Below are 16,171 nucleotides of genomic sequence, written 5' to 3'. Positions count from 1 at the left end.
AGGATGTTGATCGCTCTCACACGATTAGCTTTTTTCCCAGTTCGGTGATGATTCCTTCAATTTCTTGGGTCAGGTCAGTTTCATCTGGGGTAACTTCTGGCTTTTGCTGTGCAAGTCCAGCCAAATCTCTAATCGCTCCCAAATATCCTTGCTTTTGGTGTTGCCAGTGCTGATTGATACCCTCTGTTAGTTCCGTATCTCGCACAGCCAAGTTATTTAGAATCAGTTGGTTCTTAACTTGGGCTATAGCGTCTACTGCTGCAATTTCTTCTGATGCCTGCCTAGTTAGCTGTTCAATCAGCGTCATTTGGGCGTTAGGGCTTGAGCCGGGGGTAGGGGCTGTTAGATGTTGCTGTTGCCCTTGTAGGGATAGGGCATTTTGTGGCTGTTCTGTAGCTGGCCCAGATGTTTGCTGTGTTAAATTTTGTGAATTTTCAGGTAACTCTGAGGTGCTAGCCACAGTTGGTAATTCTGGCTGAAAGTATGAGGCGATCGCTTCTAAATCTAATTCCGAAACTGCCTTTACAGTGTCGAAATCATCAGGGCGAACATGGCTTAAAGCCAGTCTCAAGCTCTGTTCCGTGGTCATATATCTTAAGCAAGCATCATGAATGCTTACTGTGTCTGCTGTTGGTGCTGTGGTTCTCTTCCGTGTTGCCATGATTTACGCTCCCTTTTGGATTTTTTGGATTTGCTGGAATGCTTGCTGATAGCGGTATCTAGAAAAATCATTCGGGTTTTTGGCGATATAGCCTTTGACGCGATCGCTGCGTCGGAGTTGAGCCATTAATCGCCCTACTCTCCCCAAAACCCATGCTTGATAGGGCGACAAGGGCGACTCGCGATCATGAGTGTTATCGGCTTTTTTGGGGTAGGCATCTCTGAAACTGGGGATTCTCCAGAAAGCTAAATTCTCCCAAGTGACCAAGGTCGAGCGGCTCACACCCAAGACCTCAGCTAGATATGTTTTGGTAGATGGAAAATCTAAAAATAAATCTAAATCTGTAGAATGCTTGCTCCGTCTAGGTTTCATGGGTTTACTACAGTAATCAATGTGAATCAGATATTAACTAACTAGCAATCAGAATAAGTACACATCAGGATGTAGCACCTGAACACTAAACCCCTTACTGTGTATGTTTTTGGGGTACTCGTAGGACGCTAACTAGTGACTTGTTGTTGATCGATTGCCTTAGATGCTATTATAACCCTAACCACGTTAATAACGCAATACACCCATTTGCCCTAATGACTTGATTTATCCTTAAGGGGATAATCAAAGGTATGTAAATGTGGTAAATCTGTTGTGACTGAAGAAAAACAAGTAACTTACAAAATGTTTCTACCTGAATCTATGAGGGCTAGATTCAAGTCAATCTGCGCTCTCAAAGGTGTAAGCATGAATGAGGTTTTGCTTGAGTTAGTAGAAACTTGGGTAACAGAAAACGAAGCCCACTCATCTAAAACTGATAGAGGCAAAGGAGCGGCATGAATGTAAAAACCATCAACCCTTTTGAATTACCATCACTGCCATTAGACAATTATTTACAATTGCCCAGCTATCAAGCTATTTACTTTGTCTTTAGTGAAGATGAGATTGCTTATATTGGCAAGACTAAGAACCTTACTCAAAGGTTGAAAGCGCACAATAGACGCAAACAGTTCACCAAAATGGGAGATAAAACCCGTATTGCATGGCTTGAGTGTAGCGATACGCAACTATTAGGACAGATAGAAACAGCTTTAATTAACTATTTCAAGCCAAGGCTAAACGGAACAAATAACCCTGATGCCAGCAAGAGAATTAACACAATACTGTCCAGTGAGGTCTACGAACTTGTCAAAAACCTTGCAGGGATAGAACGACGCTCTCAAAGTCAGACAGCAGCAATTTTGATTGAAGAAGCTTTAGAGGCACGCAATCTACTACAAAAAAATTCCTTAACTGACAAAGGTAAGGGGGCCGCATGAACGAAACATTAGCAACCCATGACACAGAAAAGCCAGAGATATCGCCAGAAGCACTAGAAACAGCAGAAAATTTTACGACAGCGCTAAATAACTTTAATTGGCGGGCTGACTATTTGAAATTCTGTGAAGTTTTAGGCTTTACACCCGATAGCTATGCTGAGGAGAAATACCAACAATTTCGAGAACTGGTAAGCTACCTGGACTGTTTTGATAAAGAGGCGATCGCCAAGATGATTGAGGCAGGGAAATGACAGATACACCAGAACAACCAAGCCGACTTGACCGTATAGAAAATCTAGCTATCAGAAATACTGAAGCTATAGCTAACCTCACAGTAAAGATTGACAACTTAACTGATAACGTAAATGAGTTAACCAGCAACGTTGACCGAGTTCTTGCTCGTAGCGCGATTTTGGATGATGTGTTACTTGAGTTACGTGATAGCCATGAACAACATCAGCGTAACTTTGAAGAACACCAGCGCACTACTAACGCAGCATTAAATCAGCTTGGCGCAATATTGCTACAGCTAACACGGATTGATCCACAAAACTAGCTCAGGCGATCGCAATGCTGGGAGTGGATTATGAAGAGATTTCCTTAAGGAAAGCGATCGCCTTATCAATAATTTGTATTTTTGAGGACTACACAAAAGATATAAAATTTTTATCAATTTCTCTAAAATTCACAGAATAAATAGCAAAAAAAATGCTAGCTACACAGCCCTCAGCTTTTTGAGTGCGATCGCAGGGATTAAAAATTAATCAATCCACCACGGTAAGCAAAAGCAGCGCACAAAGAAACGTTTACTAGACGTTTCAGCCCCCAGACTCTGCAACCAGCAAGTCTAATTAAATTTATAACTATTTCAAGCTTACCGACTAATCCCTACAATCTGCAAATTTAAAAGTTAAGGGGCTGTCCAAACCAACAAAGGACAACCCAATGAATAAACCCCTCACTTCTGACAGACAGGGGTTTGCGAATGAAAAGCCTAGTATTCTAACGCAAACTTTCCCCAACAATCAAGAATCTCGAATTTCGGAATTATCAAACCATATAAGCGATCGCCGAACTAGCACCAAATATTTAAAAGCGGGTTGCTGTGACGTTGCTCTAAGACCATGCCCCGACCCGGATGAGTTACTGCAATCACCTAACCTCAACTTAGAGGAGTCCTTTTACTTACAGCGATTAGTCAAGCTTGGCTGGTTTAGTGGTCAGGTGGCCGCCGTACTTCTCCAAATTGAAGCCAAGGTTGGAGGGGTGGCAGTATGAATCACAAAGGATTCGGCAAGATAGCCTCACCCCAAAAATCACTAAATCAAGAACTAAGGCAAGTTTTTAGAAAATTCAACAAGCGAGGTAAGCTCAGAAGTACCCCTTGGGCTTTGCATGAAATCTCAAGACTTGAGTCCAGAGATGGAAAAGTCCATCAATTTGTTGTAGCCTCCAGCCAAAATGACATGGCGCAAGGCGATGCCTGCTCTGGGCGTAGCCATCACCATGATAGCGAAATTCAAGCACTGGGTAATTATCAAGGATTCAAAGAGCCATCCGCACCTTATACTTTGCCTGCCAGAGAAGATTTTGAAGCAAGCCACTGGCAAGAGTGGGGTGAGAGTGGGATTGACAGTGAGATAGCGGCACTTAACTTCAAATCGCTGTCAGGGAATGCCGCTTTTGATTATCTCCTCTACTCCGATAAAATCAGCCGCCGCAACGATGGGCGGCTACGCGATGGGGATATGCGGCGATATGCTCACCTGTCTAATGGTGGTTGGTGGTGTAGCGGAATAAATATTATCACTGGTGAAGATTCCGATTGGGGATGCTTCAAGCCCAACACGCCAAGAATAGATGAGGGTAACAGCAAGGCAATTAAGTATGAGCATCCCCCCAAAGTTGACACAGAAATTTTTGCCTTACGGATTCCCGCCCGGATCTGGGAATTAATCGGTCGCCGCTACGATGTGGCACTACTAGAGAATTACCAAAGTTTACCTTTTGGTGATTTTTGGCGATGGGTGAGAGAGAATACCCAAATTCCCGTTATCATCTGCGAGGGTGCTAAAAAAGCAGCTGCAATCTTATCTTGTGGTTACGTTGCGATCGGCATACCAGGGGTGTGGGGAGGCCGTCGCCAACCAAAGGATGAATACGGCGAAAATAACGGCGCACCATACCTGATCCCACAGTTAGCCGCTTATGCTCAATCAGGCAGGCGAATTTATTTCTGTTTCGATGCCGATGTGAAGCGCACCACGGTTAGAAGCGTGAATGGTGCGATCGCTAAAACTGCCAAGCTTTTATCTTTGCGTGGCTGTGAAGTCCGAGTAATGGGGTGGCATTTGGCATTAGGCAAAGGGATTGATGATGTACTAGCCGCTTACGGCCGCGACCAATTTGATACTATTTACTGCGATGCTCTGAAATTAGATGAGTGGAACACCAAGCAACTAAGGCGGCTCACATACACCCCAGATTTGAACTTAAATCAGCGTTACTTGGGTGAGTTGGCTATTCCTTTGGGTAAGCAGCTAATAGGCTTGAAATCGCCAAAGAACACAGGTAAAACTCACTTGCTTCAGTGGCTAACTGACCCGATAATTCGCGCTGGTGAGAGGAGAGTGTTAGTAATTACCCATCGGGTGCAACTGGCAACCCAGCTTGTAAAAAAACTGGGATTACCTTTCATTACCGAAGTGAAGCAGACTGAGCAAGGCTCACATTTCGGAATGGGGCTAGTAATTGATAGCTTACATCCAAAAAGCCAAGCCAAATTTAACCCTGATGAGTGGAAAGGCTGCTGGTTGATTTTGGATGAAATCATGCAGCTAATCTGGCATTTGTTGAGCAGTTCGACTTGTCAGACCGATCGCGTAGCCATCATCAAAAATTTCAAACGCCTGCTACAAAATGTTGTTAATTATGGTGGGAAAATCTTCATTGCCGATGCTGACTTAAACGATATTGGTATTGACTTTATCAAAGGGCTGATCGGGCAAGAGATTGACACTTTTCTCGTGGAAAACACATTTAAGTTTGTAGAGCCTTGGCAGGTAAATTTAGTACAGGGTAATAATCCAGCACAATTAGTAAAAATCCTGACCCAAAAACTAGAGAATGGGGATAAGTGCTTTGTTGCTTTGTCTGGACAACGGGCTAGTTCTAAATGGGGTTCTCGCAATTTGGAGGCGTACTATAAAAAACTGCTGCCACACCTGAGAATTCTACGAATTGATTCTAAAAGTACAACTACTCTTGGTCATCCGGCTTTTGGCTGTACAGATGATTTAAATGAGGTAATTAAAAACTATGACCTTGTTCTAACTACCTCGACTATTGAGACTGGGGTATCAATTGAAGAAAAGCATTTTGATTATGTTTTTGGGATTTTTCAAGGCGTACAAACTACCGATGGTGTCAGACAGCATTTATCACGTTACCGCCCTCCAGTCCCTCGTTACATCTGGCTTAATCCAGTAGGCATCAATAGGGTAGGCAATGGCTCCAATAGTGTCAAGGCATTACTAGCAGGTGAGTACATCAAGAATAAAGCCAATATTAAAAAGCTCGTTGATTTGGGATTTGAGGAATCGATAGAAGGCAATTTTGAGAGTATTTGCATTAATACTTGGGCGAAGTTAGGGGCAATCATCAATGATGGGATGAATAGCTATGAATCGCAAATCATTAGTGATTTGAAATCTGAGGGACATATCATCTGTGAAGTCAGCGCAGATGAGTTACCCGAACCCGCAGAAGTAGAAACTACTAAGCAAGAAATTTACAACAACTGCAAATCAGAATATGCGGGACACTGTGAAAACGTCACCGCATCTGAAAGCATTACAGATGAACAGTTTTTGAAACTAGATAAACAGAATTGCAAAACTGAGTCCGAACAGTTAAAACACAGAAAAGGTGAGATTGAAAGGCGTTATAACGTGACCGTTACTCCCGAATTAGTAGAGAAAGATGATAAAAACTGGTATTCTATAATTCGACTAGATTACTACCTTGGCGTGGGTAGGGAATTTCTACCGGATAGAGAAATAAACGTCATGTCTACCGCTTTAAAAAATGGCGATGGAGATTATTTCATTCCCGATACTAATAAAAGCTTTATTGGGAAAAAAATTGATGCTTTAGACTGGATTGGGTACAAAGAGCTTCGAGAAACGGACGGATTGAGCAACAATCACCCATTAGCACAAGCAGTATTTGAGAAAGCAAAAACTCATCAATCTGATTTGAGTTTAATTCTTGGCGCTAAGAGTAATATGTTTGCAAAGCTAAATACTCCCATGCAAGTCTGTCAAAAACTAGCATCTCTTACTGGGTATAAATTCCCTCGATTGCGGCGAGAGGGAACACGAGGCAACCAAGCCTGGATTTACGGTGTCGCCGCGCCAGACTTCCAAAAAGATGATGAGGGGAATCTGGTTTTGGTCGATGGTCGCGCTGTTCCCGTTAGCGATCGCCGAGAGGAAGTTTTTACGGCATGGGTAGAGCGCGATATCCTAGCCAGAGAAAAAGCCGCCAAAGCCAAACTGGAGGCACAAGTACAAGCAACAATTCCCAATTGCCAATTGTCAGCACTTGCAGAAACCGAAATTAATACGCTGACTACATTACAAGAACAGTACGCAGAGCAAAAAACACAGACCCTAACAGAAGAAGTTGAGTCAATAGTCATCACTCATGACTCAGAAAGTCAGGTAATCATAGCTGAGTTACCAGTTGAAAATCATCAGCAATCCACAGAAGCGGTAATTGAGAAACTACTAAAAATTTCTAATTGGGGAGAAGTTGCGGCGAACCAAGCCGAGATTGATCAAGTTTGGCCGCTACTTTCAGAAAACCAGCGTTCGCATCTCTGGCAACTTCATCAAAAATATCAGCAGCAATTGTCTTTAGAGGAATTGGCACAGCAGGCCATCGCTACACAAGCTGAAATTAAGGAAACGGGTTTTGGTTCCCACTTCCGAAGCTATGTTTTGAAAGCTGTTAGAGGGGGAATAGCGATCGCTCGGAAATGCTGGGGCGACAAGCAAGAATGCTCAATACCTTTAAATCAACTATTGCTAGCCAATTAAAATTGAATCAGAATAATGCACTGTTTACAGATTTTTGGATTTTTGCGTACTCAAATATTCAAAAGTTTAAAGATGTAAGTATTTAAAAGCCTGAGCATAGCTGGTACAGTAATAACATTCGCAGAGGGTTAAGTTTTTGAGTACGCAAAAACTTAGAGATTTAACAATTCAAGTTTTCAGCATTTGAAAAACTCAATATTTGAGATATCACCATGATTATCACAGTTGCATCCTTCAAGGGAGGGGTGGGGAAAACCACAACAGCAGTTCATTTAGCTACTTACTTACAAGCCTTTGGCGAGACACTTCTTATTGACGGCGACCCAAACCGTTCTGCTAGCGGTTGGTCAAAACGTGGCGCTCTGCCCTTCAAAGTGATTGATGAGCGGCAAGCTGCAAAGTATGCGAAGAATTACCAGCACATTATCATTGACACCCAAGCAAGACCGGAACAGGAAGATTTAGAAGCACTTGTGGAAGGATGTGATTTACTTGTGCTTCCCACTACCCCGGATGCTTTATCACTTGATGCCCTGATGCAGACTGTTACTACTCTCAATTCGTTAGGTGCTGATAAATTTCGCATCCTTATTACTCGCGTTCCACCTAAACCCCGGCGAGATGGAGAAGAAGCAAGGGCAATGTTAACTGAGGCTGGATTACCTCTATTTAAGGGTAGTGTCCGTGATGCAGTTGCCTTTCAAAAAGCCGCGTTAGCTGGTGTACCAGTTAACAAAATTTCTGACCCACGCGCCAAAATTGCTTGGCGAGATTATCAAAGCATCGGTCAGGAGGTGATGAAGTGAGCAAATTCAAAGGTATTTTGGATGCAGCAAAGGGTCGTGAACCTGAACCGGAGCCAGAAAATCAAAGCCAGGAAACAGAAATTCAATTGCCAGAAGTTCAACAACCTGAAAAGGTAGAACTCAAGCCAGTTGCCCAATTGCAAACCGAACCGCCAAAACGGGGACGACCCAAAGCCAAACGCTCTGACCCTGACTATGAACAGGTAACTGCTTACATTAAAAGAAATACTCACACAGCAGTCAAAATTGAACTGTTAAAGTCCAGTCAGAATGGCGAAAAGCGGGAGTTTAGCGAACTTGTTCAAGATTTGCTAGAGCAATGGCTAAATTTGCGTACCTGAAATTTCAGATATTCAAAAACTTGAAAAGTTAAATTTTTAGATATTTGAGTTTTTGACTATGTGACTTAAAGGCGATGCCTACGGCGGTAAACTACGCAGTCCAGTAAAAGCTGAATGTGGCGATGCTTGTTGGCAAGCAAGCCACTGCGCGTCTATGTATGGCTTGCACTGCTTCTCAAAATCCTTATGAAAAATCCATCTGGGAGGTACTGCCCCTCAATAATCTGTGTTATCAGCACAGCGCCTCACTTTTCGGCTTCAGGTGGAAGGCGGAAGATGGAGGAATTGAACCCCCAGGTGTTACCCTGCTCTAGTTTTCAAGACTAGTTGCCCTCCCTTGAGCAGCATCTTCCATATAAACAAGGGGTATCTGAGGAGACTTGAACTCCCTAATGACTGGTTCCACAAACCAGCGCCGCGACCGCTTTGGCTTCAGATACCAAGAGTGGATACTGGTCGGATTTGAACCGACATCTTTCTGCTTGCAAGGCAGACGCTTTCCCAGTTAAGCTACAGACCCATGAGCAGGAGTGGTAGGGGTCGAACCTACATTGGTCGATTTAGAAGATCGATGCCCTCATCCATTAGGCGACACTCCCATAAATTGGTAGCCCCGGCAGGGATTGAACCCGCGACTTCCTCTTTGTAAGAGAGGCACTCTCCCAACTGAGTTACAGGGCTAAGAAAGCGATCGACGAGATTTGAACTCGTACCTAGAGTTTGGAAGACTCAAATGCTGCCATTACACCACAATCGCATTGAAGCTGGTGACAGGAGTTGAACCTGCAACCTACTGATTACAAATCAGTTGCTCTGCCAATTGAGCTACACCAGCACTAATTTGGTGACGGGGGCAGGAGTTGAACCTGCCGATGTTCAAGTTATGCAGCCCCACGAGCCACCGTTGCTCCATCCCCGCATATTCACCAATACCCCTGACTGGATTTGAACCAGCAACTTCCAAATTTTAAGTTTGGCACCTCTTCCACTTGGGTTACAGGGGCAAAATTTAGTGGGCGCTACAGGGGTCGAACCTGTGTCAGCCTGATTAAGAGTCAGGAGCATAACCGTTCTGCCAAACGCCCAAGAGTTGGTGGGTCGCCCAGGGGTTGAACCTGGATGAATCCGCTTAAAAGGCGGCTGCATACCCGCTCTGCCAACGACCCAATTTAGTACCCTTGGTGGGAGTCGAACCCACAAAATCTGGTTTCTAAGACCAGCACGTTTGCCAGTTTCGTCACAAGGGCAAATGGTCGGGATGGTAGGATTTGAACCTACAACCTTCAGCTCCCAAAGCTGCCGCGCTACCAAGTTGCGCCACATCCCGTTGGTACTCCTGACGGGAGTTGAACCCGTACATAGACTGTTTTTGAGACAGCCACCTCTTCCAATTGGGCTACAGGAGTATATATAAGCTGGGAAGGAAGGAATCGAACCCTCAAACTTCGCATTCAAAGTGCGACGGCTTTGCCTGTTTGCCTACTTCCCAATAAATGGCTGCCCCAGTAGGATTTGAACCTACAACCCCCGCGTTAACAGCGCGTCGCTCTGCCATTGAGCTATGGGGCAATGTGCCAGTCCCCCAGATCCGGATTGAACGGATGACCTCCTGTTCTTCAGACAGGCGCTACTACCAACTGAGCTACCAGGGGGTAAGGCGAGAACGGAAGGACTTGAACCTTCACTTTTCAGTTTCGTAGACTGATGTGTTATCCAGTTACACCACGTTCTCATAAGGCGGAGAGAGAGGGAGTTGAACCCACAGTGAGATGATGAATCTCACAACTGTTTAGCAAACAGCTTGCCCTGCCAATAGCAATCTCTCCATAATGGGCCGGGCTGGAATTGAACCAGCAACGCAAACGCGGCGGTTTTACAGACCGTTACCTACACCAATAGGTGAGCCGACCCAAAAGGTAGTGCAGACGGGACTTGAACCCGCTAATTACACGCTTGAAAGACGTGCCGCTCGGCCACTTCGCTTCTGCACCATGTATGCCATGTAAGTTGAAAAAGCTGTTGATTCACACACAGGAATTGAACCTGCATAGACTGTTTAAGAGACAGTTGCCTTACCATTCGGCTAGTATGTAAGCTTTTTCGATTAGGACACGGCAACGCACAGACTAGGACTTGAACCCAGAACAACAGTTTTGGAGACTGTGGTGTTGCCATTACACCATCTGTGCATTTGGTAGCAGTGGCGAGAGTCGAACTCGCATATACCAAGTTATGAGCTTGGGGCTTTGCCGTTAAGCTACACTGCAACGCTTGGAGTCCAGGGCGAGAGTCGAACTCGCACAGTCGGTTTTGCAGACCAATACCCTACCGTTAGGCGACCTGGACATACTACGAGGACGACAGGAATCGAACCTGTGACCACTTGCTTCGGAAACAAGCGCTCTTTCCGACTGAGCTACATCCTCATTTGGAAGCCTTGACGGGAGTTGCACCCGCTTCTCTCTGACTGAGAATCAGAACGACTTATCTATTCGTCCACAAGGCTACACGGGGATGATGGGATTTGAACCCACGGTCTTTCGCTCGACAGGCGACTGCTTTAAACCAGACTAAGCTACACCCCCACGTTGGATGGCAATTATTTAGTTTTCATGGTTCAGAAGTGTTTGCGCTATGCCTTTTTAAGAGGCTGTAGTGCTTCACTACATATATACTACATAATGTATTACAAGGTGTCAAGGGCATACTACAAACTTTTTTGAGAACTGAGAGGGCAGTGTTACGTAATCGAGCTTATTGCCCTCTCTGACTAGGTTTGAAGTTAGTTACTCGTTCTCACTCAGGCGTTGTGCATTCCAAAACTGTTCAGCAAATGCTACTGCTGGGTGAATTGGGGCTTTAGGCTTACTTTTGAGAACCATTCCAGCTTCATGAGGTAAGCGATCGCCTTTGGTTGAATTACACTTCTCACACGCAGTTACAACGTTGTCCCAGGTATGTTGCCCACCTTTTGAGCGGGGGATTACATGGTCAAGGGTCAGATGCTTGGTGCTACCGCAGTATTGGCAGGTGTGGTTGTCTCGCTTGAGTACCTCACGCCGATTTACAGGTGGTACTTTCCAATGCCGTTCGGGATTACCAACGGTCAAGCGAATATGTTCGGGAACTTGTAGTACGACGCTGGGTGAACGAACTTCCCACTGCTTTGTAGTGCCAAAATTCAACGATTCTGCCTGACCTGTGACTAACAGCACGATTGCTCGTTTGATGTTGATACGTGCCAGTGGTAGGTAGTTTTTGGAGAACACCACCACCGAATTTTGTAATATGTGTGGTTGAGCTTGCATACGTTAAATCCACTCCTCAAAAAATAACCCCCGCCTCTGAGATTCAGGAGCGGGGGTTAGGTAGTTGATACTTTTTGCCCTATGTTGGTGCTGTAAAACACTTGCACCTCCCGCTTTGGATAAGTTGGTCTAGATTCAGCCATCCGGCAATTACTCCCAAAATGCCAACACTAGCAGATTTATCGCCGTCAAACCGATACATTCCCTCAAACGCAAATAGCACGATTACTCTGCCTAAACCCTTGCTGGGTCGGCAATGCATCACGCTGCTAATGGTTGAGGAGAATCTGCTTATCATTGAAGGTTTGTAGTATTTGTAATTGGGACTTATATCAATAATACAGTTGTAGTATACGTTTGTCTACTGCACAATTCTGGGGACGGGCGAACGCTGCGTGAATGCCTTGGCGGTAAAGGCTAAATTTGCAGATGGGGCATCATTTTTTCTCAGCACAACCTTCTAAAACCTTATTCCCCAGGATAAAAATTGCCGAGTATGGATACTCTTTATCTGACATACCATCGCTACAGGCATCGACTTTTTTGATGATTAAGATATTGTTGCCTTTGCCTTGAAGTCGGTTAACTGTAAATTTTTCGGTGAGCAGGCAGATTTAAGTGGGAACCATTATTGCTGCCATTCTCCCTCTTCATCCCGAAGAACTAATTCTGCCCTTAGTTTTCATACCTAATTTGCTTTTCCTCTTTCAGTTTGTTTTTCTTAGTTGAGGATGGCACCAAATCGAAACGAAATACGAGCAAGTCCTGAATCTGAATGCTGTTTTCGTAGCTTGGCTCAGGTAAATACCAAAAGTAGTCCTGGCGCACATGATCCATCCGAAATCCGCACTTTTGATAAAAAGCAATGTTGGCGATACTTGAATTAGACGTGCCGACGAGTATCTGTCTCTTGCCGCGTTGCCTCGCCTCTTGAATCAACCAAGCAACGAACTCTTTACCTAAACCTTGCCTTTGAAACTCAGGGGCTATACCAAGTTCCATAATTTCGCAGGGGTCGCTGCGCCATTTCATGGTTGCTGCACCAACCAAGTGTTCGCTGTCGTCCATGCGATATACAGCATCGACGAGGTTAGCAAGTCCCCATCGCAGCGCACGCTCCGATTGTTCTGCCAACAGTAGTATCGGAATCAGCGCTTCAAGTTCGTCGTCACGAGCTTGTCGAATAGCAATCGCCATTCATATTCCCCTTTAATCACAATTTATTTTTCAAAACTATAGTACCAAGTCTAATTAATCGATATAAACCAGGAAAAAGGAAATTAATCATCTAAAACTTAGTCCCAGCAAGGCTTTTAGAATTGAACTCTTCACAGTACAGTGAGCGATCGCACCCTTAGATATTGTCAAGTGTGAACCGTATAGTGAGGAGAGCAATCGCTTACTTTAACCAGTATTAACGCAAGCTACATAACTGCTTTTGACAATAAGCCCGACATATCCAACACTGAATAAAGTTGTAAAGCGATCGCCCTACAATTTCCTCTAATAAATGGAGAAATATAATGGATGAAGACAAGCCCACAAAATCTAGAGTTATTACAGGAACATTTAAATATTGTAATTCTGGCAGAGAAGAAGAAAAAACAGTTACTTGTTTATTTACTGAAAGGTCAGAAAAGTTTGAATTAACAAAGGTGTATGTTGTTGAGTTTGGATGTGAGCTAATATTTTGTAAATCAGATAACCACTTTTTAGTTAATGATTAGTGCGATGTTTTACATCTAAAAACATGAAAATAATAATTAAAATTTGGCTGAGGCTTTTACCAGATGACACCCTTTTTTTTATTAGAAGATGAGTTTTTTAAAAAGATGGGAAATAGAAAATTTATCGTTTGGGAAGAAGATATTAATAATATTGGGCAGAATTGAATTACTGGTGATCGCTCCTTATCCTCTAAGAAAATGAAGGAGTATTCACATACCTTATAAAGGTATAATATAAAAACTGCAATTACTTAAAAACGATGCAAACACTACCACTAGAACTTGAACTAGCAGTATTTCAAATTGCTATAATTATCATGAAAAGACCTTTGCTCAAGAAATGAGAAAATATGGATATGCAGAAGCCGAAAAATTTCCATATCATAGAGGTGAACATTATGATTTTTATACAGTAGGTAATGAGTTATTAGTTATCGAAAATAAATTTAAATATGGCTTTGCGATTGCAGTAAATCTTAATCGCAAGATTTATCACATCAAATATGACAGGTATGTAGTTGATAAAAACGGTTTATGGTGGTGTACTTTAGGCAGGCCACCAAAAGTTTATTAGGACTTTCTTAGAGTCAAGTGAGACAGGGAGCCAAGACGCGTAACGGCTTGTCCATCCAAAAAGCGAGGAATAACAGCACAATGGCACTCAAATTTTCTGGAATTCCTAATCTAGGCGGTGTAGTCCTTATTAGAACAGCGACTTATAAATAACTTCTATAACTAATATGCAGGGGAATATAACCCCATCAAAAGCCCAGTCATCCCAACTGGGTTTTTTGGTTTAAGAGCGATCGCTTCCTATCCTCTAAGAAAAATGGTGGAGCGATGCCTACGGCGGTAAACTACGCACCCCCAACTTACTCGTAGTTGCTCCCGTCTGCGGATATCCCTTAGTCTTTGAGCGCTGGCTTTGTCTGAGGATAGGAAATTTTACTCAATTTCAGTTTCTTCAGAAGCTCGAACGTCGCTATCACGTTGCACGGTTTGAAGAACTGATTCCAAACGATAGCCAGCCTCACGCATATAATATCCAGCCGCGCCAATATCTTCAAAAACGTCATCAAATTGGGGATGAGTTTGTGGAAAAATCTTTCTTAGGCGATCGCTGATTTGCTCTAGTTCTTGCTGAATTGCGATTAGTTCTTGAGTATCATCATCCATACTTACCACAAAGATAACTGCCCCGGTGAAACATTTGATTTACCACCTTGATGGTAATGAAGGTGACAAGCACTGCACAGAGCTATAAGGTTGCCTCTGTGATTATTTGCTGGATTTCTGTCCCAATGGTGTACCTGTAGCGTGTACACTCTACGTTTTGAGCGTGTAATCTCTGATGTTTTTTCACCAGGGGCAATGCACTGTAACCCGCACTTTTGACAACGCCACTGGGCTTGTTGCTTAATTGCAGTGGCAAGTTCTGACCAATTATCTGGGTACAGAGAATGGGTAAACGTCATTGCTTGTAATACAACTGAGGCTTGACTAATTGTAATATGAATAACAGTGCAAAAGCCTATTCTTCATCATTGCCGTATGTCACGCAAGGACTGTCAATTATGAGTGCTGGCTCAAATGAATTGCAGAAAATGACGGTAGAACAATTAACCCCAAATTCGTCAGGGTGAATGCACTCTATCGCTCCTTCTACTAAGGCATGAAAAGCACAATCATTGCAGATAGTCTGATATTCGCCCACTGCCATCGCACCTCTATCAGTTAAATAAGAACAAGTAACGCAAGATTATCTAATCAAAACCTCGGCAACACTGTACCCGTACCAGCATCCTTTTTGCGAGGAATATAGGTCTTGGTAGTATCACTCGTAATATGCCCCAACTGATCTTGCACCTCAAAAAGTGGCTTAATTTCCACCGCCCTCGTTGCATGAGAGTGCCTTAGCCAGTGACAGGAAAACTTCACCTTCGCAACCTCAGAGATATCCTGAATTAGCTGTTTTATAGCTCGGTCGCTCAACGGCAACCCCCTTTTTGCTGGATCAGGCGAGACATTCGGGAACACTGGCACCTTGTCACTAGCCATCCCCCGATATTTTTTAAGCAACTTAGAAGTCTCATGATCTAAGCCAATCTCCCGGTACTTCCCACCCTTACCCCAAAATTTAATTGTGTAGTATCCCCGGTTTCTGTCCTCCGGCGTTGGGTCAAACTGCCATTTAAAATCGCGCCAATACAAGCCCGGATAATCTTCTTTGGGTTTACCCCGTTCATCACCCGGAACCGTCACCCGACCCACTTCACCAACCCGCATCCCACTATAAAAAATCAAGTTAAAAACTAGCCAATACTGCCCCCCTAACTGCTTGGCAGCATCAGCAAGCTTGGCCATTTCCCAATCTTCTAGATACCGCTCTGCCTTCGGTAACTCACTGAAATTATCGTAATTTATCGTACTTGCAATATTCCGCAAAAAATAGCCAATACTCTCCCCGCTCCCATAACTCCAGAGCGATCGCAATATCAGCACTCGGTTACTTTTAGTATAAGGGGAAATCTCACCCCAGGAAGCAATAAATTCTAGTAACAATGGTTGCTGTAGCAATCTTAAATCAGGTATACCTTCACTGCGTACCCAATCAAGCAATTTTTGACCAAATCGGTAGTATTTTCGTTTAGTTTGTTCGCGGTTTTGGCTTCCAGCCCAAGCCAAAATTAATTCCTCATCATTACCCACCGCAGGCGTGCGGTAATAATATTGCCGAATTACCTCCTCTACCAATTCTGGAGTTACTTGAGGATTGGTGTTTTTAATTACGCTTGGTTGGGGAGTAGTAGAGAGAATTTCTACAGAGCTAATCTCAATATTAGTAATATCCATCTAGGAAATAAGAATTACACTCCCATAAATATAAAGCTTCCTGGAAGTGAGGTTTCAGGAAGC

General features: G+C 43.7%; 18 protein-coding genes and 26 tRNA genes. 10 read left to right on the top strand and 34 right to left on the bottom strand.

Going from position 1 to position 16,171, the window contains the following annotated elements; genetic code table 11:
- Positions 1-16: 16 nt before the first annotated feature.
- Positions 17-661 carry a hypothetical protein gene (locus ABF638_RS18705; RefSeq protein ID WP_435024503.1) on the bottom strand — a complete coding sequence of 215 codons (645 nt, stop codon included), beginning with the start codon at positions 659-661 and terminating at the stop codon, positions 17-19.
- 3 nt (positions 662-664) lie between these two features.
- The gene (locus tag ABF638_RS18700) at positions 665-1,033 is read right to left on the bottom strand and encodes a hypothetical protein (RefSeq protein ID WP_435024501.1); all 369 of its coding nucleotides are present in this window, start codon (positions 1,031-1,033) and stop codon (positions 665-667) included.
- A gap of 273 nt (positions 1,034-1,306) precedes the next feature.
- On the opposite strand from ABF638_RS18700, the gene ABF638_RS18695 reads away from it, so the two are divergent.
- The 8 genes from ABF638_RS18695 to ABF638_RS18660 all read left to right on the top strand — a co-directional run bounded on the left by ABF638_RS18695 (position 1,307) and on the right by ABF638_RS18660 (position 8,220).
- Positions 1,307-1,492, top strand: a complete 186-nt coding sequence (locus ABF638_RS18695) for a plasmid partition protein ParG (RefSeq protein WP_256874782.1) — start codon at positions 1,307-1,309, stop codon at positions 1,490-1,492.
- Complete coding sequence (locus ABF638_RS18690) at positions 1,489-1,971, top strand: GIY-YIG nuclease family protein (RefSeq protein WP_435024498.1); 483 nt, start codon at positions 1,489-1,491, stop codon at positions 1,969-1,971. Before ABF638_RS18695 ends, ABF638_RS18690 begins: the two co-directional genes overlap by 4 nt.
- Positions 1,968-2,222: a hypothetical protein gene (locus ABF638_RS18685; RefSeq protein WP_084226940.1), complete on the top strand. Its 255-nt coding sequence runs from the start codon at positions 1,968-1,970 to the stop codon at positions 2,220-2,222. Before ABF638_RS18690 ends, ABF638_RS18685 begins: the two co-directional genes overlap by 4 nt.
- Positions 2,219-2,527, top strand: a complete 309-nt coding sequence (locus ABF638_RS18680) for a hypothetical protein (protein WP_069068063.1) — start codon at positions 2,219-2,221, stop codon at positions 2,525-2,527. Before ABF638_RS18685 ends, ABF638_RS18680 begins: the two co-directional genes overlap by 4 nt.
- 389 nt (positions 2,528-2,916) lie before the next feature.
- Positions 2,917-3,249, top strand: coding sequence for a hypothetical protein (locus ABF638_RS18675; protein WP_435024496.1), 333 nt, complete (start codon positions 2,917-2,919; stop codon positions 3,247-3,249).
- A complete protein-coding gene (locus tag ABF638_RS18670; protein ID WP_435024494.1) occupies positions 3,246-7,073 on the top strand; it encodes a plasmid replication protein, CyRepA1 family in 3,828 nt (1,275 codons plus the stop codon). The genes ABF638_RS18675 and ABF638_RS18670 overlap by 4 nt, the downstream gene beginning before the upstream one ends.
- A gap of 212 nt (positions 7,074-7,285) precedes the next feature.
- On the top strand, positions 7,286-7,879 hold the full coding sequence (locus ABF638_RS18665; RefSeq protein WP_100904365.1) for a ParA family protein: 594 nt from the start codon (positions 7,286-7,288) through the stop codon (positions 7,877-7,879).
- On the top strand, positions 7,876-8,220 hold the full coding sequence (locus tag ABF638_RS18660) for a hypothetical protein (RefSeq protein WP_104900300.1): 345 nt from the start codon (positions 7,876-7,878) through the stop codon (positions 8,218-8,220). Before ABF638_RS18665 ends, ABF638_RS18660 begins: the two co-directional genes overlap by 4 nt.
- 270 nt (positions 8,221-8,490) lie before the next feature.
- On the opposite strand, the gene ABF638_RS18655 is transcribed toward ABF638_RS18660, so the two are convergent.
- From ABF638_RS18655 to ABF638_RS18515, 29 genes are all read right to left on the bottom strand, one after another.
- Positions 8,491-8,573: transfer RNA gene (locus ABF638_RS18655), tRNA-Ser, on the bottom strand.
- Positions 8,574-8,666: 93 nt separating this feature from the next.
- A tRNA-Ala gene (locus tag ABF638_RS18650) sits at positions 8,667-8,740 on the bottom strand.
- A 5-nt stretch (positions 8,741-8,745) separates the two neighbouring features.
- Positions 8,746-8,819: transfer RNA gene (locus ABF638_RS18645), tRNA-Arg, on the bottom strand.
- A 6-nt stretch (positions 8,820-8,825) separates the two neighbouring features.
- Positions 8,826-8,901, bottom strand: a tRNA-Val gene (locus tag ABF638_RS18640).
- 5 nt (positions 8,902-8,906) lie between these two features.
- A tRNA-Gly gene (locus ABF638_RS18635) sits at positions 8,907-8,977 on the bottom strand.
- A 5-nt stretch (positions 8,978-8,982) separates the two neighbouring features.
- Positions 8,983-9,055: transfer RNA gene (locus tag ABF638_RS18630), tRNA-Thr, on the bottom strand.
- A gap of 95 nt (positions 9,056-9,150) precedes the next feature.
- Positions 9,151-9,224: transfer RNA gene (locus ABF638_RS18625), tRNA-Leu, on the bottom strand.
- A gap of 9 nt (positions 9,225-9,233) precedes the next feature.
- Positions 9,234-9,305: transfer RNA gene (locus ABF638_RS18620), tRNA-Lys, on the bottom strand.
- A 6-nt stretch (positions 9,306-9,311) separates the two neighbouring features.
- Positions 9,312-9,386, bottom strand: a tRNA-Lys gene (locus ABF638_RS18615).
- 7 nt (positions 9,387-9,393) lie between these two features.
- Positions 9,394-9,467: transfer RNA gene (locus ABF638_RS18610), tRNA-Leu, on the bottom strand.
- A gap of 3 nt (positions 9,468-9,470) precedes the next feature.
- A tRNA-Pro gene (locus ABF638_RS18605) sits at positions 9,471-9,547 on the bottom strand.
- 1 nt (position 9,548) lies between these two features.
- Positions 9,549-9,626: transfer RNA gene (locus ABF638_RS18600), tRNA-Leu, on the bottom strand.
- A gap of 9 nt (positions 9,627-9,635) precedes the next feature.
- Positions 9,636-9,709 (bottom strand) — tRNA-Gln (locus ABF638_RS18595).
- 5 nt (positions 9,710-9,714) lie between these two features.
- Positions 9,715-9,789, bottom strand: a tRNA-Asn gene (locus ABF638_RS18590).
- A 9-nt stretch (positions 9,790-9,798) separates the two neighbouring features.
- Positions 9,799-9,872 (bottom strand) — tRNA-Phe (locus ABF638_RS18585).
- A gap of 6 nt (positions 9,873-9,878) precedes the next feature.
- A tRNA-Arg gene (locus ABF638_RS18580) sits at positions 9,879-9,952 on the bottom strand.
- 6 nt (positions 9,953-9,958) lie between these two features.
- Positions 9,959-10,046, bottom strand: a tRNA-Ser gene (locus tag ABF638_RS18575).
- 4 nt (positions 10,047-10,050) lie between these two features.
- A tRNA-Tyr gene (locus ABF638_RS18570) sits at positions 10,051-10,131 on the bottom strand.
- Between the two features lie 6 nt (positions 10,132-10,137).
- A tRNA-Glu gene (locus ABF638_RS18565) sits at positions 10,138-10,211 on the bottom strand.
- A gap of 34 nt (positions 10,212-10,245) precedes the next feature.
- Positions 10,246-10,313, bottom strand: a tRNA-Lys gene (locus ABF638_RS18560).
- Between the two features lie 25 nt (positions 10,314-10,338).
- Positions 10,339-10,409 (bottom strand) — tRNA-Trp (locus ABF638_RS18555).
- Between the two features lie 3 nt (positions 10,410-10,412).
- Positions 10,413-10,487, bottom strand: a tRNA-Ile gene (locus ABF638_RS18550).
- A 5-nt stretch (positions 10,488-10,492) separates the two neighbouring features.
- Positions 10,493-10,566, bottom strand: a tRNA-Cys gene (locus tag ABF638_RS18545).
- A 6-nt stretch (positions 10,567-10,572) separates the two neighbouring features.
- Positions 10,573-10,646 (bottom strand) — tRNA-Arg (locus ABF638_RS18540).
- 3 nt (positions 10,647-10,649) lie between these two features.
- Positions 10,650-10,726, bottom strand: a tRNA-Glu gene (locus ABF638_RS18535).
- A gap of 3 nt (positions 10,727-10,729) precedes the next feature.
- A tRNA-Asp gene (locus ABF638_RS18530) sits at positions 10,730-10,805 on the bottom strand.
- A gap of 201 nt (positions 10,806-11,006) precedes the next feature.
- Entirely contained in the window at positions 11,007-11,528 is a 522-nt protein-coding gene (locus ABF638_RS18525) for an HNH endonuclease (protein ID WP_435024491.1), read from the bottom strand.
- Between the two features lie 79 nt (positions 11,529-11,607).
- Positions 11,608-11,751 carry a hypothetical protein gene (locus tag ABF638_RS18520; RefSeq protein ID WP_435024489.1) on the bottom strand — a complete coding sequence of 48 codons (144 nt, stop codon included), beginning with the start codon at positions 11,749-11,751 and terminating at the stop codon, positions 11,608-11,610.
- Positions 11,752-12,203: 452 nt separating this feature from the next.
- Positions 12,204-12,725 (bottom strand): GNAT family N-acetyltransferase, encoded by a 522-nt coding sequence (locus tag ABF638_RS18515; RefSeq protein ID WP_435024487.1) that lies wholly within the window; start codon positions 12,723-12,725, stop codon positions 12,204-12,206.
- A 326-nt stretch (positions 12,726-13,051) separates the two neighbouring features.
- Here ABF638_RS18515 and ABF638_RS18510 point away from each other — a divergent pair, with 326 nt between their 5' ends.
- Positions 13,052-13,255, top strand: coding sequence for a hypothetical protein (locus tag ABF638_RS18510; RefSeq protein WP_435024485.1), 204 nt, complete (start codon positions 13,052-13,054; stop codon positions 13,253-13,255).
- A 340-nt stretch (positions 13,256-13,595) separates the two neighbouring features.
- Entirely contained in the window at positions 13,596-13,829 is a 234-nt protein-coding gene (locus ABF638_RS18505) for a hypothetical protein (protein ID WP_435024483.1), read from the top strand.
- A gap of 371 nt (positions 13,830-14,200) precedes the next feature.
- Here ABF638_RS18505 and ABF638_RS18500 read toward each other — a convergent pair whose 3' ends face one another.
- The 3 genes from ABF638_RS18500 to ABF638_RS18490 all read right to left on the bottom strand — a co-directional run bounded on the left by ABF638_RS18500 (position 14,201) and on the right by ABF638_RS18490 (position 16,108).
- On the bottom strand, positions 14,201-14,431 hold the full coding sequence (locus ABF638_RS18500) for a hypothetical protein (protein ID WP_435024481.1): 231 nt from the start codon (positions 14,429-14,431) through the stop codon (positions 14,201-14,203).
- 2 nt (positions 14,432-14,433) lie between these two features.
- Complete coding sequence (locus ABF638_RS18495; RefSeq protein WP_190898889.1) at positions 14,434-14,730, bottom strand: HNH endonuclease; 297 nt, start codon at positions 14,728-14,730, stop codon at positions 14,434-14,436.
- Between the two features lie 292 nt (positions 14,731-15,022).
- Positions 15,023-16,108: a tyrosine-type recombinase/integrase gene (locus tag ABF638_RS18490; RefSeq protein ID WP_435024478.1), complete on the bottom strand. Its 1,086-nt coding sequence runs from the start codon at positions 16,106-16,108 to the stop codon at positions 15,023-15,025.
- Positions 16,109-16,171: the final 63 nt, after the last annotated feature.

Origin of the sequence: Nostoc sp. CALU 1950, assembly GCF_051172895.1 — a bacterium.
In the GTDB taxonomy this organism is placed as follows: Bacteria; Cyanobacteriota; Cyanobacteriia; order Cyanobacteriales; family Nostocaceae; genus Nostoc; species Nostoc edaphicum_A.
Note: the sequence above shows the minus strand (reverse complement) of the source record. Positions and strands in the feature narration are given on the sequence as shown.

Bases quoted from the DNA above. Each gene is read 5' to 3' on its own strand.
- ABF638_RS18515 (WP_435024487.1), bottom strand. From the start codon at position 12,725: ATGGCGATTGCTATTCGACAAGCTCGTGACGACGAACTTGAAGCGCTG.
- ABF638_RS18690 (WP_435024498.1), top strand. From the start codon at position 1,489: ATGAATGTAAAAACCATCAACCCTTTTGAATTACCATCACTGCCATTA.
- ABF638_RS18495 (WP_190898889.1), bottom strand. From the start codon at position 14,730: ATGACGTTTACCCATTCTCTGTACCCAGATAATTGGTCAGAACTTGCC.
- ABF638_RS18705 (WP_435024503.1), bottom strand. From the start codon at position 661: ATGGCAACACGGAAGAGAACCACAGCACCAACAGCAGACACAGTAAGC.
- ABF638_RS18665 (WP_100904365.1), top strand. From the start codon at position 7,286: ATGATTATCACAGTTGCATCCTTCAAGGGAGGGGTGGGGAAAACCACA.
- ABF638_RS18700 (WP_435024501.1), bottom strand. From the start codon at position 1,033: ATGAAACCTAGACGGAGCAAGCATTCTACAGATTTAGATTTATTTTTA.
- ABF638_RS18685 (WP_084226940.1), top strand. From the start codon at position 1,968: ATGAACGAAACATTAGCAACCCATGACACAGAAAAGCCAGAGATATCG.
- ABF638_RS18525 (WP_435024491.1), bottom strand. From the start codon at position 11,528: ATGCAAGCTCAACCACACATATTACAAAATTCGGTGGTGGTGTTCTCC.
- ABF638_RS18500 (WP_435024481.1), bottom strand. From the start codon at position 14,431: ATGGATGATGATACTCAAGAACTAATCGCAATTCAGCAAGAACTAGAG.
- ABF638_RS18490 (WP_435024478.1), bottom strand. From the start codon at position 16,108: ATGGATATTACTAATATTGAGATTAGCTCTGTAGAAATTCTCTCTACT.
- ABF638_RS18675 (WP_435024496.1), top strand. From the start codon at position 2,917: ATGAATAAACCCCTCACTTCTGACAGACAGGGGTTTGCGAATGAAAAG.
- ABF638_RS18670 (WP_435024494.1), top strand. From the start codon at position 3,246: ATGAATCACAAAGGATTCGGCAAGATAGCCTCACCCCAAAAATCACTA.
- ABF638_RS18510 (WP_435024485.1), top strand. From the start codon at position 13,052: ATGGATGAAGACAAGCCCACAAAATCTAGAGTTATTACAGGAACATTT.
- ABF638_RS18505 (WP_435024483.1), top strand. From the start codon at position 13,596: ATGAGAAAATATGGATATGCAGAAGCCGAAAAATTTCCATATCATAGA.
- ABF638_RS18680 (WP_069068063.1), top strand. From the start codon at position 2,219: ATGACAGATACACCAGAACAACCAAGCCGACTTGACCGTATAGAAAAT.